Source organism: Mycobacterium sp. ITM-2016-00318 (assembly GCF_002968285.2).
Classification (GTDB): Bacteria; Actinomycetota; Actinomycetes; order Mycobacteriales; family Mycobacteriaceae; genus Mycobacterium.
In genome coordinates, this window is record NZ_CP134400.1 from 4567933 (window position 1) to 4582890 (window position 14958).

Genomic DNA, 14958 nt, shown 5'->3' on the forward strand with positions numbered 1-14958 from the left:
TTCAGGATGCTAACCCGACCGCTTATCTTTGCCAAGGAAAGTGTCGGCGATCGTAATCTGCCGCGGATCAGAGTTTGTCGTCATTCGGCGCGTGTTCGCTGACCGCGTCCGGTTCGCCGACATTCGGCCTGCTGACCCTGTATCGCACGAACACGGGCGCCAGAAGTGCCGCGATCACCACACCCGCCAGCACGAGCGCGCCGCCGCCCGCGGCAGCGATCGTGGTGCCGACGGCTGCCGCTGCCGCGCGTGCACCGCATCGGGCACCCGGGGGCCTCCCGCGACCACGACCGTGAATACCCCCTGTAGCCGACCGCGGACGTCGTCGGTCGCCGCTTCTTGCAGAATCGTGTTGCGAAACGCCGACGACACCATGTCAGCGGCGCCGCCAATCGCCAAGAACGACAGGGCAATCCACAACATCAGCCCGGGGCGAACAGCCGTCGGAAGTCCGGCGTTCGCAGCGGGGTGATGTCTGCGAAGAACCCCGCCACTACGGCTGAAGCCGCTCGACGTTACCCCCTGTGATTCGGATCCTGTTGTGCACTCGGTTTTCCCGACCCTGCCAGAATTCGACGACCTCCGGAGCAACGAGATAGCCGCCCCAATTCGGCGGCACCGGAACCTCGTCGAGATCAGCGAAACGTTGCGTGACATCAGCCAATTGGCTCAGCAGCGCTGCCCGTGAAGCGATCGGGCGGGACTGCTGCGAAGCCCAGGCGCCCAGCTGTGATCCGCGCGGGCGGTGTCGCCAATAGTCCTCTGTCACGTCGGCGGACACCTTGGTCACCGGGCCACGGACGTGCACCTGTCTGCCGAGCAGAAACCAGGGGAACGTCGCCGACACATAGGGCGTCGACGCGATGTCCTCGCCTTTGGCGGAGTCGTAGTTGGTGAAGAAGGTGATCCCGGTGTCGTCCACGCTCTTGCACAGGACCGTGCGGGTAACCGGCCTTCCAACCGCATCGACCGTGCCGACCACCATGGCGTTGGGTTCGGCCACGCCTGCGTCCTCGGCGTCGGCTAACCACTTGCGCAGCAGCGCAACCCACCCGTCGGCGAGCCAGTCGGCGTCGAGGTCGGGACTGCCGTCCTTCTCGACCGAGCCGTACTCGACGCGCATTGCGGCCAAGCGTTCGTTGTCCTCGGTAGCCACCGCGCCAACGCTACGCCCCAGCAGTTCGGCGACGTGTTACCGACCGGTAGCAAGGGCAGGCCAGGCTGGTGCGAGAATCAGCGCATGACTGCGGTGCCTGAGGATTTCGTACCTGGCCTGGAAGGCGTGGTGGCCTTCACCACCGAGATCGCCGAGCCCGACAAGGACGGCGGTTCGCTGCGCTACCGCGGCGTCGACATCGAGGATCTGGTCGATCGCCGGGTCACCTTCGGGGACGTGTGGGGCCTGCTCGTCGACGGGCGATTCGGCCACGGTCTGCCGCCCGCCGAACCGTTCCCCTTGCCGATCCACAGCGGCGATGTGCGTGTTGACGTGCAGGCGGGCTTGCCGATGCTGGCGCCGATCTGGGGCTACAAGCCGCTGCTGGACATCGACGACGCCACCGCCAGGGAGCAGTTGGCCCGCGCGTCGGTGATGGCGCTGTCCTACGTCGCACAGTCCGCGCGCGGCATCTACCACCCCGCCGTTCCGCAGCGCAAGATCGACGAATGCATCACCGTCACAGAGCGTTTCATGACTCGCTGGCAAGGCGAGCCTGACCCGAGGCACATCGAGGCGATCGACGCTTACTGGGTGTCGGCCGCCGAGCACGGGATGAACGCCTCCACCTTCACCGCCAGGGTCATCGCGTCGACGGGTGCCGACGTGGCCGCGGCGCTGTCGGGTGCGATCGGCGCGATGAGCGGACCGCTGCACGGCGGCGCGCCCGCGCGCGTGCTCCCGATGATCGAAGAGGCCGAGCAAACCGGCGACGCCGCCGCGGTGGTGCGCGGGGTGCTTGACCGCAAAGAGAAATTGATGGGCTTCGGCCACCGCGTCTATCGCGCGGAGGATCCGCGTGCGCGGGTGTTGCGGGCGACGGCCGAGCGACTCGGGGCGCCGCGCTTCGAGGTCGCCGCCGCACTGGAGCAAGCCGCGCTCGCCGAGCTGCGCGAGCGTCGCCCCGACCGCGCCATCGAAACCAACGTCGAGTTCTGGGCCGCGGTCATCCTGGACTTCGCGGAGGTGCCGACGAACATGATGCCCGCGATGTTCACCTGCGGCCGCACCGCCGGTTGGTGCGCGCACATCATGGAACAGAAGGCGCTCGGAAAGCTCGTTCGCCCGTCGGCCGTCTACGTGGGCCCCGGCCCGCGCAGCCCCGAGACGGTCGAGGGCTGGAGCGAGATCACCAAGGGGTGATTCCGGTGGCGGCGGAACCTCCAATGCTCCTCACGTCCACGGCGGACACCACGTTCGAGTCGGCGGCGCGATCCTTCGCGGGCCTGGTTCGCCGCATCCCCGACACCGCTTGGGACGGGCCGGGACTCGGCGACTGGGATCTGCGTGCACTGGTCGGGCACGCGTCGCGCTCGCTGATCACCGTGAGCACCTATCTGCACACCCAAGCCGACCGGGAGGACGTCACGACGCCGCAGGCGTACTACGTGCAGATCGCCGACTACGCGACCAAGGCAGGCGCCGAGGCCATCACCGAGCGTGGTCGGCAGGCGGGCCGCGACCTCGGCGCCGACCCCGTCGGCACCATCGACGGCCTGATCGAGCGGGTGATGTCCGAGCTCGCGGCCGCGGGCGAGCCGCTCATCGAGGTCATCGGCGGCCTCGGCATCCGGCTGCACACCTATCTGCCGACGCGGACGTTCGAGCTGGCGGTGCACGGGCTCGACATCGCTCGGGCGGCCGGGCTTTCCTTCGAACTGCCTACGGACGTGCTGGAAGAGGCGACTGTGCTGGCCGCCAAGATCGGCGTCGCGACGGGTCGCGGCGACACGCTGCTGATGTCGCTGACGGGCCGCGAGACCCTGCCACCGTCGTTCACCGTCGTCTGACCGATGAGTTTCTGCGCCAGGGACGGTCGATAATTCTGACCACCCCTGAAAGAGGAGCTCATCATGGCAATCGAAGTTCAACCCGCAGTGCTGCCCCACCTCGTCGTCGACGACGCCGCGGCTGCGATCGATTTCTACACCAAGGCATTCGGCGCGGTCGAGCACGGGAGGGTGCCCGGTCCCGACGGCAAGCTGATCCATGCCGCACTCGCCATCAACGGCTCGACGGTGATGCTCAACGACGACTTCCCGGAGATGAGCGGTGGCAAGTCGATGACGCCGAAGGCGCTCGGCGGCTCACCCATCACCATCCACCTTGTCGTCACCGATGTGGACAAGCAGTTCCAGCAGGCGATCGACGCGGGCGCGACCGTCGTCATGCCGGTCGAGGACCAGTTCTGGGGTGACCGCTACGGCGTGCTCCAGGATCCTTTCGGTCATCAGTGGTCGATGGGTCAGCCCGTGCGCGAGGTCAGCATCGACGAGATCGAGAAGTACGCGCAGCAGTAGCGTTGGGTCTAGATGCCGGGCAGGGTCACGATCGGGTTGGGCATTCGAGTCGAACCTCTACTCAGCGCCGCAATCCGGCCAGCAACCGCTGACGCAGAGACGGCGAAGGTGCCGTGGCGGCGACCGCGACCATCTCGGTGACCGAGGTGAACTTCTCGCGCGGCCGGTGCTCGCCGCCGCGCGCGATCTCGGCCTCGTCGATGGCTTGCCAACCTGCTGCGTCGACCATGTCGGGACAGCGGTCGCGGACCAGCTTGTCCAGCGCGGCGGGTTTGGCCGCCGGACCGCTGAGGTGGCCGGCGTTGAAGTCGTCGACGAGGCTCTGCACAGTCTGCAGCGCGCACGATTTGTTGGTGCCGATGAAGCCGGTGGGTCCGCGCTTGATCCAGCCGGCCACGTAACTGCCGCGCACCGGCCGACCGGTCTTCGGGTCGACGACGCGGCCGCCGTCGTTGGGTACCGCGGCGGTGGTCTCGTCGAACGGCAGATCGCGAATCGGCTTGCCGCGGTAGCCGATCGACGTCAGCACGAGGCCGGCGCCGAGGCGCCGCCTCTCGTCGGTGCCGGTCACGGCGAACTCGATGCCGGTGACCCGGTCCGAGCCGAGGACGCGGTCCGGCGTGAGGCGATAGGCCAGCCGGATCCGCGGACGCGTCGCGGGCACCGACGCGTCGCCCAGCTTGCTGAGGACCTCGAGTTTGTTGCGCGTCAACGGGTCGTCTTCGACGGCCAGGTCGGCGAGCACCAGTTCGTGGTCGGCGGCGTCGAGCACCACGTCGCAGGTCGCCGTCAGGCCGATGAGTTCGGGCAGAGTGAACGCCGACTGCGCGGGACCGCGGCGAGCCGCGATCACCACCTCGGCGACCTCGGACTGCCGAAGCGCGGCCAGCGCGTGGTCGGAGATATCGGTACGCGCGAGCACGTCGGGGTCGGTCGTGAGGATCCGAGCGACGTCCAAGGCGACGTTGCCGTTGCCCACGATGACCACCCGCTCGTGCCCGAGATCGACGGGCAGATCGGTGTATTCGGGATGGCCGTTGATCCACGCCACCATCTCGGTGGCCGTGCCGGTACCGGCCAAGCCCATCCCGGCAATGTCGAGCCTGCGATCGTTCGGCGCACCGACCGCGTACAGCACGGCGTGATGATGGGCGAGCAGTTCGGCATGCGAGACGTGCGCTCCCACGTCGACGTTGAGGAAGAACGTGAAACCGGGGAGCCGCGTCACCTTGTCGAACAACCGGGTCACCCGCTTGGTGCTCTGGTGATCGGGCGCCACACCCGCACGCACCAAACCGTAAGGTGTCGGCAACTTCTCGAAGACGTTCACCCGCACACCCTTCTGGGTGAGCAGTTCGTCGGCGGCGTACATCGCCGCGGGGCCGGAACCGACGATCGCCACAGTCAACGGATGAGCCTCGCGCGCATCGATTCTGGGTGCTTCGATGACCGGCGCCAGCTTCGACGTCGGGGGCAGCTTCTGACCATCGGGGAGTTGCGGATAGTAGGCCGCGTTCAGCGCGACGAACGGCAGCTGCTCGGGCTCGAGCTTGGTGTGGGGCGCGATGGCGCCGACCGGACATGCCGAGACGCACGCACCGCAGTCCACGCAGGCGACCGGGTCGATGTAGAGCATCTCAGCCGTGGCGAACTCCGGCTCGTCCGGTGACGGATGAATGCAGTTCACCGGGCAGGCATAGACACAAGACCCGTCGCTGCAGCACGACTGGGTGATGACGTGTGGCATAACTCCCTAGTGTCCTGAGTCGTTAATCCGCGCTCAGCCGCTAGACTGGGATCATGCCGAGTCCAGTAGCGATGAGCGTTGTGTTGAGCGACGATGAGCGTGAGCAGTTGCAGGCCTGGGCGCGTCGACCTAAGAGCGCTCAGGCGCTGGCCCTGCGTTCTCGCATAGTTCTTGCCTGTGAAGGTGATTCGAGTAATACGCAGATCTCGCGGGAGCTGGGCGTGACCCGCGGGATGGTGACCAAATGGCGCAACCGGTTCGCCGTTGATCGCCTCGACGGCTTGCTCGATGAACCGCGGCCGGGCCGGCCCCGCGTCGTGGAGGATGCCCGCATCGAGGAGCTGATCACTGCCACGCTGGAGACGGCCCCCCGAAACGCCACTCAGTGGTCGACCCGGTCGATGGCCGAGCACCTGGGACTGTCGCAGTCGATGGTGTCGCGGGTGTGGCGGGCATTCGGCCTGGCACCGCATAAACAGGATTCCTGGAAGCTGTCCAAGGATCCGTTGTTCGTGGCCAAGGTCCGCGACGTCGTCGGACTGTATCTGAACCCACCGGAACGGGCCATGGTGTTGTGTGTTGATGAGAAGACCCAGATTCAGGCGCTCAATCGCACTGCGCCGGTGTTTCCGATGTTGCCCGGAATCCCCGCGCGAGCCAGCCACGACTACGTCCGCCACGGCACCTCAAGCCTCTATGCCGCACTGGATCTCAGCACCGGAAAGGTGATCGGTGCGCTGCACACACGCCACCGGGCCACCGAGTTCCTGGCCTTCTTGAAGACCATCGACGCCTCCGTATCCACCGACCTGGACGTGCACCTGGTGCTCGACAACGCCTCCACCCACAAGACGCCGGCAGTCCAGCGCTGGCTGTTGGCGCACCCGCGGTTCGTCCTGCACTTCACCCCGACCAGCTCGTCATGGCTCAACCTGGTCGAACGGTGGTTCGCCGAACTGACCACCAAGAAACTGCGTCGCGGCACCCACACCTCGGTGCGCCAACTCAACACCGACATCAGGGCTTGGATCGACACCTGGAACGACAACCCCCGGCCCTACGTCTGGACCAAAACCGCCGACCAAATCCTCGCCAGCATCGGCAACTACTGCCAACGAATTAACGACTCAGGACACTAGGCGGCCGGCACCAGATGCTGCCGGGCGGGTTCGCTGCGGTAGCGACTGGGCCTGCCGTCGATCCGGCAGATCCACCACATCAACTTGGCAACCGGGTTGATGAGCCCGGTGTCTTTGCACAGCATGCGGACGTCGCCGAACATATCGCGCAGCATATGCCGGGACTCGGGTGATTTGAAGAAGATCTCCTTGCGGACCGATCGCGGAATGTCGAATTCCTTCCAGAACGACCGCGGCGGAACGATGATCGCCGAGCACAGGATGCGCATCGTCAGCGGGACGTAGAGCGACAACCAGAACCGTTTCCGTCGCGGCAGGTGCGGAACGCGCTTGCGCAGATATTCGTGCGCAAACGAGATGTGCCGCGCCTCCTCGGCGACGTGGATGGCCATCACCCGCTCCATGATCGGGTGAAGCGTCTTGCCTTCGCGCAGCACGTTCTTCTGCGTGTGATCGATCGGTTCTTCACCGGCCAGGATGCCGAACCAGAACGGAATCGGAAGCGGGCCCGCCACCAACGGAATCAAAGGCTGGACCCACTTGAGCAACCGCGGCATCCCCGGCACGTCGGCGCCGATGCGGTTCACCATCTCCTGGAACATCATTGTGTGGTTGCACTCTTCGACGGCCTCGTGCAGGCAGTAGCGGTACTCCGGGGAGCCGTTCGGAGTCCAGAAGGCGTATTCCATCAGCCCTCGGATAAGGATCGACTCGAAGTGCAGGCCGACCTTGGCGACATTGGCCTGGCGCCACATGCCGATCTGGATCTGGCGCTCGACCGGCTGAGACTTGTACCAGGCATGCTGCCCGACCGGGTCGGTGTTGGGCAGGATCCACCGGGGGTCATTGTCGACGACCGCGAATTCCGGCGAGTCCCAATCGATATCGGTGTAGGGATTGAAGTTCCGCCGCACCGAACCCTCGGACAATGTGGTGAGCATGTCGACGTATGCGGTGTCGTCGGTGACATCCATGTTGCGACGCCAGCGCCTGACCGTGCGAGTCCTAGCCATCAGAAGCCTCCCCTGAGGTTTACATTTAGTGGCTCTATGTCCAACGACGGTACCGGAGGTATCGCATATTGAATAGACCTGATCTAACCACTGTGGTCAGCCGGGGCAGCAGTCGAGGATGTGATTCAGGTCACACATGGGCGGCGGAAAGCCGCTCGTGCTCACCTACTGGCGCGTCCCGAAGTCCCCTGCCGCGGTCATCTCGTCACCGTCGCTGACGACCGAGAAGCCGGCTTCGGTCAGTGCGCAGTCGGTGATGATCGCGCGGTGGTCGGGGCTGTTCATCCACCAGGCGACCGCGGCACCGGGGGCGCTGCCGGGGTCGGTGTTCCAGTACACGATCTCGCCCAGCTGGGCGTACGGCGCATAGCCGGCATCGGTGACGCGCTGGGTGAGCGAGGAGCCGTCCGAGCCGGTGTGGGCCAGCACGCCGTTGTGGAGCATGTCCCGCGCGTGCCGCGCGGCCGACGCGGTCAACTGTGGGTTCGCCGCGACAGGCCCGCAGCCGTTCGCCGCGCGGGTCGCGTTGATCTCGGACAGGACCGTTCCGCCCTGATCGCCGTCGGCAAGAGCTGGAGCCGCAGCGGTTACCGAACCGACGGCGGCCGTCGTTGCCGCGCATACTGAAAGTAGCGTTGACGCTATTCCTCTAGTGACCACGTGCCCCTCAACTCCTGGGCTAGCTGCGGTCCCCGACGAGTCACATTATGAACCCCGCGGATATCGCCTAATGGGGCCTTTAATCAACTTCTCAGAGTTTTATGCCCGACCCTCCCCGCAGGGAGGGCACAAGTGCGGTCACTACGCTTGGCCGCATGGCTGAGCTGACGATTCCCGCCGATCTCAAACCCACCGACGGCCGCTTCGGCTGCGGGCCGTCGAAGGTGCGGCCGGAGCAGTTGGCCGCGCTTGCCGCCGCAGGCGACCTGTTCGGCACCTCGCATCGGCAGGCGCCGGTGAAGAACCTTGTCGGCCGGGTCCGCGACGGCGTCAGGGACTTGTTCGGCGCACCCGACGGCTACGAGGTGATCCTCGGCAACGGCGGCTCGACGGCGTTCTGGGACGCCGCTGCGTTCGGGCTCATCGACAAGCGCTCCCTGCACCTGACCTACGGCGAGTTCAGCGCGAAGTTCGCCTCGGCGGTGAGCAAGAACCCGTATGTCGGCGACCCGGTCGTTATCAAGGCCGATCCTGGCAGTGCCCCGCAACCGCAGTCGGACCCGTCCGTCGACGTCATCGCGTGGGCGCACAACGAGACGTCGACCGGTGTGGCGGTGCCCGTCCAGCGTCCGGAGGGCTCCGGGGACGCCCTGGTGGTCATCGACGCCACCTCGGCGGCGGGCGGCCTCCCCGTGGACATCACCGACGTCGACGCGTATTACTTTGCGCCGCAGAAGAATTTCGCCAGCGACGGCGGGCTCTGGATCGCGGTCGCCTCCCCCGCCGCCCTGGCGCGGATTGAATCGATCGCGGCATCGGGCCGCTGGGTGCCCGACTTCCTCTCGCTGCCCATCGCGGTCGAGAACAGCCTGAAAAACCAGACCTACAACACCCCGGCGATCGGCACGCTGATCCTGCTCGCCGAGCAGCTCGACTGGATGCTGTCCAACGGCGGCCTTGACTGGGCCGTGAAACGCACCGCGGACTCGTCTGCGCGGCTGTACTCGTGGGCAGAGGCGTCGGCGTACGCGACGCCGTTCGTCGCCGATCCCGCGCACCGGTCACAGGTCGTCGGCACCATTGACTTCTCCGACGACGTGGACGCCGCGGCCGTCGCCAAGACGCTGCGGGCTAACGGCATCGTCGACACCGAGCCCTATCGCAAACTCGGCCGCAACCAGCTGCGGATCGCCATGTTCACGGCCGTCGATCCGGATGACGTGAGCGCGTTGACACAGTGCATCGACTGGGTCACCGAACGCCTCTGACCTCGGGCGTGTCGGCCGGGTAACAAGCCGATGACGCAGTAGGGTGGGCTGCTAATCGGGCACGGCGTCCAGGCGCCATCCAAGCCCGAAGGAGGTCGGCATGCGGGAACTCAGAGTCGTCGGACTAGACGTTGACGGCAAACGCATAATCTGCGAAAGCGACGACCCAGGCGAGAAGTTCATTCTGCGTGCCGACGACCGGTTGCGGGCCGCCGTGCGCGGCGACAAATCCGGCGTCAGCAAAACTCAAACCGATACTGAGGTTCCGAACGTGCTGAGCCCCAAGGAGATTCAAGCCAGGATTCGCGCGGGCGCATCCATCGAGCAGGTCGCCGAATCGGCGGGCGTTGATGTCTCCCGGGTCGAGCGGTTCGCTCACCCTGTGCTGCTCGAGCGCTCTCGCGCGGCCGAACTGGCAACTGCGGCACACCCCGTGCTCGCCGACGGCCCTGCGGTGCTCACGCTGCTGGAGACCATAACGACGGCGCTGATCGCCCGCGGACTGAACCCCGACTCCGTCAACTGGGACGCGTGGCGCAACGAGGACGGCCGCTGGACCGTGCAGCTGTCCTGGCAGGCGGGTCATTCCGAGAACGCAGCGCATTTCCGGTTCACACCCGGCGCGCACGGCGGCACGGTGACCGCCTTCGACGATGCGGCGTGCGAGCTGATCGACCCCGATTTCGCCAGGCCGCCGCTGCGGCCGGTGGCGCCGGTCGCTCAGATGGCGGTCGAAGAGCCCGAACCGCCGGTGCAGGTCGAGCAGGTGCCGGAACCACCCAAGCCGGCGCGGACGCCGCGCGCCCGCAAGGCCAAGCCACCGGTACCGGCCTGGGAAGACGTGCTCCTAGGGGTGCGCTCCAGCGGTCAGGGCGGCTAGCTCAACGTCAACGCCAGCAGGGCCAGCCACGCACCTGCCACACCGACGCCGAGACCGAGCACGAACCACCGCAGCACCGGGGTCGCCCGCCAACCCCACACCGTCGGCGCAAGTCCGCCAACCGCCACGAGGTTGAGCCCGACGGCGACAAGTGGATGGACCCGGATCAATCCGATGCTCAACACGACCACCGCGCCCGCGGTCACGACGGCGACGAAGGCCGCAACGGCCAGACCGGTTCCCCACGGCGTCGCGTCGTCCGTCACGGGCCAAATCTAGCCCGCTCGTAGAACGCCAGCGCGGCAGCCGTCGCCACATTGAGCGAGTCGGTGCCCCGTGACATCGGAATCCGCACCCGGATATCGCTGGCGCGCATGGCCGTCTCGGTCAGGCCGGGCCCCTCAGCGCCGACAAGGAACGCGACACGGTCGTCGGTCACCGTGGCCATCGCCTCGGCCAGGGTCGCGGCACCGGCGTCGGGCGTCATCGCCATCACCCGAAAACCTCTGTCGCGCAGGACAGTCAGATCCGAAGGCCACGCCGCCGCCCACGCATACGGCACCAGCAGGGCATGTCCCATCGACACGCGTACGGCGCGGCGGTACAGCGGATCCGCACAGCCGGTACCGAACACCACCGCATCTACACCGAGGCCCGCGGCGTTACGGAAAACCGAGCCGAGGTTCTCGTGGTCGTTGACGCCTTCGAGCACCGCGACCGTGCGTGCGCCGTCGAGCACATCGGCTACCGACAACTCACCAGGGCGCGAGGCCGCGGCGAGCACTCCGCGATTGAGATGGAACCCGACGACGTCGGCCATCACCTCGGCGGACACCCGGTAATAGGGCGCGTCGGTGGCATCGAGGTCGTCAGCCAGCTCACGCAGCCTGCGATCGGTGCCCAGCATCGCGCGAGGACGAAACCGCGACGCCAGCATCCGCTGCACGACGAGCACGCCCTCCGCGATCACCAACCCTTTCCCCGACGGCAGATCGGGCCTGCGGTCGATGCTGTTGAGGTCGCGGAAATCATCCAGCCGCGGGTCGGCGGGATCGTCGACGTCGACGACGGCACTCATGCCCGCAAGCTACGCGACGCCTGGCTCAGGTGTTTTGGTCAACGAGCGCCGACATCAGGTCGGCAGCTATCAGCAAAGCCCTGCGCTGTTCGGCATTGAAGTGCGCAAGCCGTTCTTTGAGCCATTCCTGGCTAGCTTTGCGCTCCGCTTCGATCAATTCCGTTCCCGACGGTGAAACCGATACCAAGACCTGACGGCCGTCGACCGGATGCGCGCTTCGCGCCACGAATCCGAGTTCGGCGAGGGAGGCGATTACCCGCGTCATCGACGGTGGCCGAACTCGTTCCCGCAGCGCCAGTGCGCCGGGTGTCATCGCACCCTCTTTGGCAAGCGTCGACAGCGCCGACAACTGCGATAAGGAGACCGACGATTCCGGACGGCGAAAACGCAATTGGCGCGCCAAGCGCATAACGGCCAGCGACAGGTCGCTTGCCAACCGGGAATCAGCGTCCTTCACAAGTCAAAGAATAGCCAGCAATTCGTTCGATGCGCAGCAAAACACGTTGGGCTTCCTCGTCGGGGGGTTCGAGGACTAGGTTGGAAGTCGATGAGCCAGGAACCGCCCGCACCCGCGGAGCCTAAACCCCCTGCCCTGCCTACGATCCTGCTGGAACCGTGGCCGGTCATCATCGTGATCGCGGTCGGCTGGCTGGTCGCCACGATCCTGGCCTTCACGATCGCAGGGCTACACGAATGGCGGCCCGTCGCCGTGGCCGGTCTCGGCGTCGGTGTCCTCGGGACATCGATTTTTCTTTTGCAGCGCCGCGCAGTTCGCCGCGGATCCCGCGGCGCCCAGAGCGGCCTCAGCTAACCCGAGAACACGTCAGCGAGGAGAGGCAGTGGCTAGGGCCGCGGTGGCGGACACAGATATATACCGATGCTGTCTGGCAAAGGGTTGGGAATTGGACTGGTGATGTCGCTCGATGCGCGCACGAGCCCGCGGTGCCGTTCGATGGGGACACTTCGTCCGCTTCGCATGTGCCCCCGCGACCGACGCCGGATATCTGTTGTGTCGGGTAAGGAGCGTCATCACCGACTCATTTCCGGGAACGAGACGACGTTTCGAATGAACACCGACAACATCATGCGGAGTGATTGATTGTCAGCGTCGGCAAATACAATTCGGTGCGCTAACGGCAGGAAACCCTCGAGTTGACCGGCACCTCCACAGAAGAGCAGCGCCTGCGCGACCTGAAACTGTTGCGCCGGGTACGCGACCGGATGGATCGCGAGTATGCGCAGCCACTCGACGTCGAGGCGCTGGCGCGCGGCGTGAACATGTCGGCGGGACATCTGTCGCGCCAGTTCAAGCTCGCTACGGCGAATCCCCCTACTCCTATCTGATGACGCGGCGCATCGAGCGTGCGATGGCGCTGCTGCGGCGCGGCGACATGTCGGTGACCGAGGTCTGCTTCGCGGTCGGGTGCTCGTCGTTGGGCAACTTCAGCACCCGGTTCACCGAACTCGTCGGCATGCCGCCGAGCGCCTACCGGGAGCAGGCCGTCGGCGCGACGCAGGGGATGCCGCCGTGTGTCGAGAAGCAGGTGACCCGACCGATCAGGAATCGAGAAGCGCCCGCCACGCGGCTGCACCTAGCGTGATCGTCATGGACATCACGATCAACGCGAGTTTCCTTCCCCACGAAGACCCCGAACAGTCCCTGGCCTTCTACCGCGACGCTCTCGGCTTCGAGGTCCGGAAGGACGTCGGCCGGGACAAGATGCGCTGGATCACCATCGGGCCTGCGGGCAGACCGGACATGAACATCGTGCTGACGCCGCCCGCCGCCGATCCGGGAGTCACCGACGACGAGCGCCGGGTGATCGCCGAGATGATGGCCAAGGGCACCTACGCGAGCATCATGCTGGCCACCACCGACCTCGAAGCCGTGTTCGAACGGGCGCAGGCCAGCGGTGCGGATGTCATGCAGGAGCCCACCGATCAGCCGTGGGGCTCGCGCGACTGCGCGTTCCGCGACCCCGCCGGGAACACGGTTCGCATCCAACAGGTCGCATGACTATCGCCGAAGACTAATTAGGAGTGAGGATCGCAGCGAGGCACGAGCGAGGACCGGAGCGACTATGAGTCGAGACAAGATCGCCGACAGCCACGACCTGATCCGGGTCACCGGCGCCAGGGAGAACAACCTCAAGGACGTCAACGTCGAGCTGCCGAAGCGGCGGCTGACGGTGTTCACCGGTGTCTCGGGATCGGGTAAGAGCTCGCTGGTGTTCGACACCATCGCCGCGGAGTCGCAACGGCTCATCAACGAGACCTACAGCGCGTTCGTGCAGGGCTTCATGCCCACCCTTGCGCGTCCCGAGGTCGACGTCCTTGAAGGACTGACCACGGCGATCATCGTCGACCAGCAGCGGATGGGTGCCGATCCCCGTTCGACCGTCGGCACCGCAACGGACACCGGAGCGATGCTGCGCATCCTGTTCAGTAGGCTCGGCAAGCCACACATCGGTTCACCGCAGGCCTTTTCGTTCAATGTCGCTTCGATCAGTGGAGCGGGCGCGGTCACCATCGAGAAGGCGGGCCGGACCGTCAAGGAACGTCGCGAGTTCGCCGTCACCGGCGGCATGTGCCCACGGTGCGAGGGGCGGGGCTCGATCAACGACATCGATCTGACCGCGTTGTACGACGGCACCAAGTCGCTCAACGGAGGTGCGTTGACAATCCCCGGCTACAGCATGGAGGGCTGGCACGGCCGAATCTTGCGTGGCTGCGGCTTCTTCGACGCCGACAAGCCGATCAATGAGTTCACCAGGAAAGAACTCGACGCGCTTTTGTACAAGGAAGCGACCAAGATCAAGGTCGACGGAATCAACCTGACTCACCTCGGGCTCATCCCGCAGATCCAGAAGTCGTTTCTGGCCAAAGACGTCGAGGCGATGCAGCCGCACATCAGAGCGTTCGTCGAGCGCGCAGTCACCTTCACCACATGCCCGGACTGCGACGGCACCAGGCTGTCGGAGACGGCGCGTTCGTCGAAGATCAACGGCGTCAACATCGCCGACGTCTGCGCCATGCAGATCAGCGATCTCGCCGAGTGGGTGGAAGGCGTCGAGGGTGAGTCAGTCGCGCCGTTGTTGGCGGCGCTGCGGCACACACTGAACTCGTTCGTCGAGATCGGGCTGGGCTATCTGTCGCTGAACCGCCCAGCGGGCACACTGTCGGGCGGCGAGGCGCAACGCGTCAAGATGATCCGCCACCTCGGGTCCTCTCACCGATGTCACCTACGTCTTCGACGAGCCGACGGTCGGCCTGCATCCGCACGACATCGCCCGGATGAACGACCTGCTGCTGCGTTTGCGCGACAAGGGCAACACCGTGCTCGTGGTGGAGCACAAGCCCGAGGTCATCGAAATCGCCGATTACGTCGTCGATCTGGGCGCAGGGGCCGGCACCGCCGGTGGCGAAGTGGTGTTCGAGGGCAACGTCGGCGACCTTCGCACGAGCAGTACCGTCACCGGCCGTCATCTCGGCGATCGCGCCACGCTCAAGGCCAAGGTTCGCCCGTGGTCCGAAGCGCTCGAGGTACGCGGCGCCGACACCAACAACCTGCGCGACGTCGACGTCGATATCCCGCTGGGGGTGCTGACGGTCATCACCGGTGTGGCCGGCGATCCAGATCAAATCGTCGGTCTCTCA

The 14958-nt window shown here is 66.0% G+C and carries 15 protein-coding genes and 3 pseudogenes; 10 read left to right on the forward strand and 8 right to left on the reverse strand.

The features are described 5' to 3' along the window. Positions 1 to 67: 67 nt before the first annotated feature. A pseudogene (locus C6A82_RS22405) lies at positions 68 to 423 on the reverse strand (MFS transporter); the annotation flags it as partial. Between the two features lie 70 nt (positions 424 to 493). Further along, positions 494 to 1156: a pyridoxamine 5'-phosphate oxidase gene (pdxH, locus tag C6A82_RS22410; RefSeq protein ID WP_105345111.1), complete on the reverse strand. Its 663-nt coding sequence runs from the start codon at positions 1154 to 1156 to the stop codon at positions 494 to 496. An 84-nt stretch (positions 1157 to 1240) separates the two neighbouring features. Here pdxH and C6A82_RS22415 point away from each other — a divergent pair, with 84 nt between their 5' ends. The 3 genes from C6A82_RS22415 (at position 1241) to C6A82_RS22425 (ending at position 3516) form a co-directional block, all read left to right on the forward strand. Next, positions 1241 to 2359 carry a citrate synthase 2 gene (locus C6A82_RS22415; protein ID WP_105345109.1) on the forward strand — a complete coding sequence of 373 codons (1119 nt, stop codon included), beginning with the start codon at positions 1241 to 1243 and terminating at the stop codon, positions 2357 to 2359. Positions 2360 to 2382: 23 nt separating this feature from the next. Then, positions 2383 to 3006: a maleylpyruvate isomerase N-terminal domain-containing protein gene (locus C6A82_RS22420; RefSeq protein WP_105345131.1), complete on the forward strand. Its 624-nt coding sequence runs from the start codon at positions 2383 to 2385 to the stop codon at positions 3004 to 3006. A 63-nt stretch (positions 3007 to 3069) separates the two neighbouring features. Then, the gene (locus tag C6A82_RS22425) at positions 3070 to 3516 is read left to right on the forward strand and encodes a VOC family protein (RefSeq protein WP_105345108.1); all 447 of its coding nucleotides are present in this window, start codon (positions 3070 to 3072) and stop codon (positions 3514 to 3516) included. Between the two features lie 61 nt (positions 3517 to 3577). Here C6A82_RS22425 and C6A82_RS22430 read toward each other — a convergent pair whose 3' ends face one another. Then, a complete protein-coding gene (locus C6A82_RS22430) occupies positions 3578 to 5263 on the reverse strand; it encodes an FAD-dependent oxidoreductase (protein ID WP_105345106.1) in 1686 nt (561 codons plus the stop codon). 53 nt (positions 5264 to 5316) lie between these two features. Here C6A82_RS22430 and C6A82_RS22435 point away from each other — a divergent pair, with 53 nt between their 5' ends. After that, complete coding sequence (locus tag C6A82_RS22435) at positions 5317 to 6402, forward strand: IS630 family transposase (protein WP_311101477.1); 1086 nt, start codon at positions 5317 to 5319, stop codon at positions 6400 to 6402. Here the strand turns inward: C6A82_RS22435 and C6A82_RS22440 are convergent. After that, on the reverse strand, positions 6399 to 7415 hold the full coding sequence (locus tag C6A82_RS22440) for a diiron oxygenase (RefSeq protein ID WP_105343873.1): 1017 nt from the start codon (positions 7413 to 7415) through the stop codon (positions 6399 to 6401). The genes C6A82_RS22435 and C6A82_RS22440 overlap by 4 nt on opposite strands. Positions 7416 to 7580: 165 nt before the next feature. Next, positions 7581 to 8075: a CAP domain-containing protein gene (locus tag C6A82_RS22445; protein ID WP_105343875.1), complete on the reverse strand. Its 495-nt coding sequence runs from the start codon at positions 8073 to 8075 to the stop codon at positions 7581 to 7583. A 155-nt stretch (positions 8076 to 8230) separates the two neighbouring features. On the opposite strand from C6A82_RS22445, the gene serC reads away from it, so the two are divergent. Then, the gene (gene serC, locus C6A82_RS22450; RefSeq protein ID WP_105343877.1) at positions 8231 to 9343 is read left to right on the forward strand and encodes a phosphoserine transaminase; all 1113 of its coding nucleotides are present in this window, start codon (positions 8231 to 8233) and stop codon (positions 9341 to 9343) included. 100 nt (positions 9344 to 9443) lie between these two features. Next, positions 9444 to 10223: a septation protein SepH gene (sepH, locus tag C6A82_RS22455; protein WP_105343879.1), complete on the forward strand. Its 780-nt coding sequence runs from the start codon at positions 9444 to 9446 to the stop codon at positions 10221 to 10223. On the opposite strand, the gene C6A82_RS22460 is transcribed toward sepH, so the two are convergent. From C6A82_RS22460 to C6A82_RS22470, 3 genes are read right to left on the reverse strand one after another with little or no spacing between them, the layout of a single operon-like run. Next, positions 10220 to 10498, reverse strand: a complete 279-nt coding sequence (locus C6A82_RS22460; protein WP_233216857.1) for a DUF2537 domain-containing protein — start codon at positions 10496 to 10498, stop codon at positions 10220 to 10222. The genes sepH and C6A82_RS22460 overlap by 4 nt on opposite strands. Continuing rightward, positions 10486 to 11301 (reverse strand): RNA methyltransferase, encoded by an 816-nt coding sequence (locus C6A82_RS22465; protein ID WP_105343884.1) that lies wholly within the window; start codon positions 11299 to 11301, stop codon positions 10486 to 10488. The genes C6A82_RS22460 and C6A82_RS22465 overlap by 13 nt, the downstream gene beginning before the upstream one ends. 25 nt (positions 11302 to 11326) lie before the next feature. Beyond that, entirely contained in the window at positions 11327 to 11758 is a 432-nt protein-coding gene (locus C6A82_RS22470) for a MarR family winged helix-turn-helix transcriptional regulator (protein WP_105343886.1), read from the reverse strand. A gap of 90 nt (positions 11759 to 11848) precedes the next feature. Between C6A82_RS22470 and C6A82_RS22475 the strand changes: the two genes are divergently transcribed. The 4 genes and pseudogenes from C6A82_RS22475 to C6A82_RS22490 form a co-directional block, all read left to right on the forward strand. Further along, complete coding sequence (locus C6A82_RS22475; protein WP_105343889.1) at positions 11849 to 12112, forward strand: DUF2530 domain-containing protein; 264 nt, start codon at positions 11849 to 11851, stop codon at positions 12110 to 12112. A gap of 410 nt (positions 12113 to 12522) precedes the next feature. Next, positions 12523 to 12902: pseudogene (locus C6A82_RS22480) on the forward strand (helix-turn-helix transcriptional regulator). A gap of 5 nt (positions 12903 to 12907) precedes the next feature. Then, positions 12908 to 13318, forward strand: coding sequence for a VOC family protein (locus C6A82_RS22485; protein WP_105343895.1), 411 nt, complete (start codon positions 12908 to 12910; stop codon positions 13316 to 13318). Positions 13319 to 13382: 64 nt separating this feature from the next. Continuing rightward, a pseudogene (locus C6A82_RS22490) lies at positions 13383 to 14931 on the forward strand (excinuclease ABC subunit UvrA); the annotation flags it as partial. Positions 14932 to 14958: the final 27 nt, after the last annotated feature.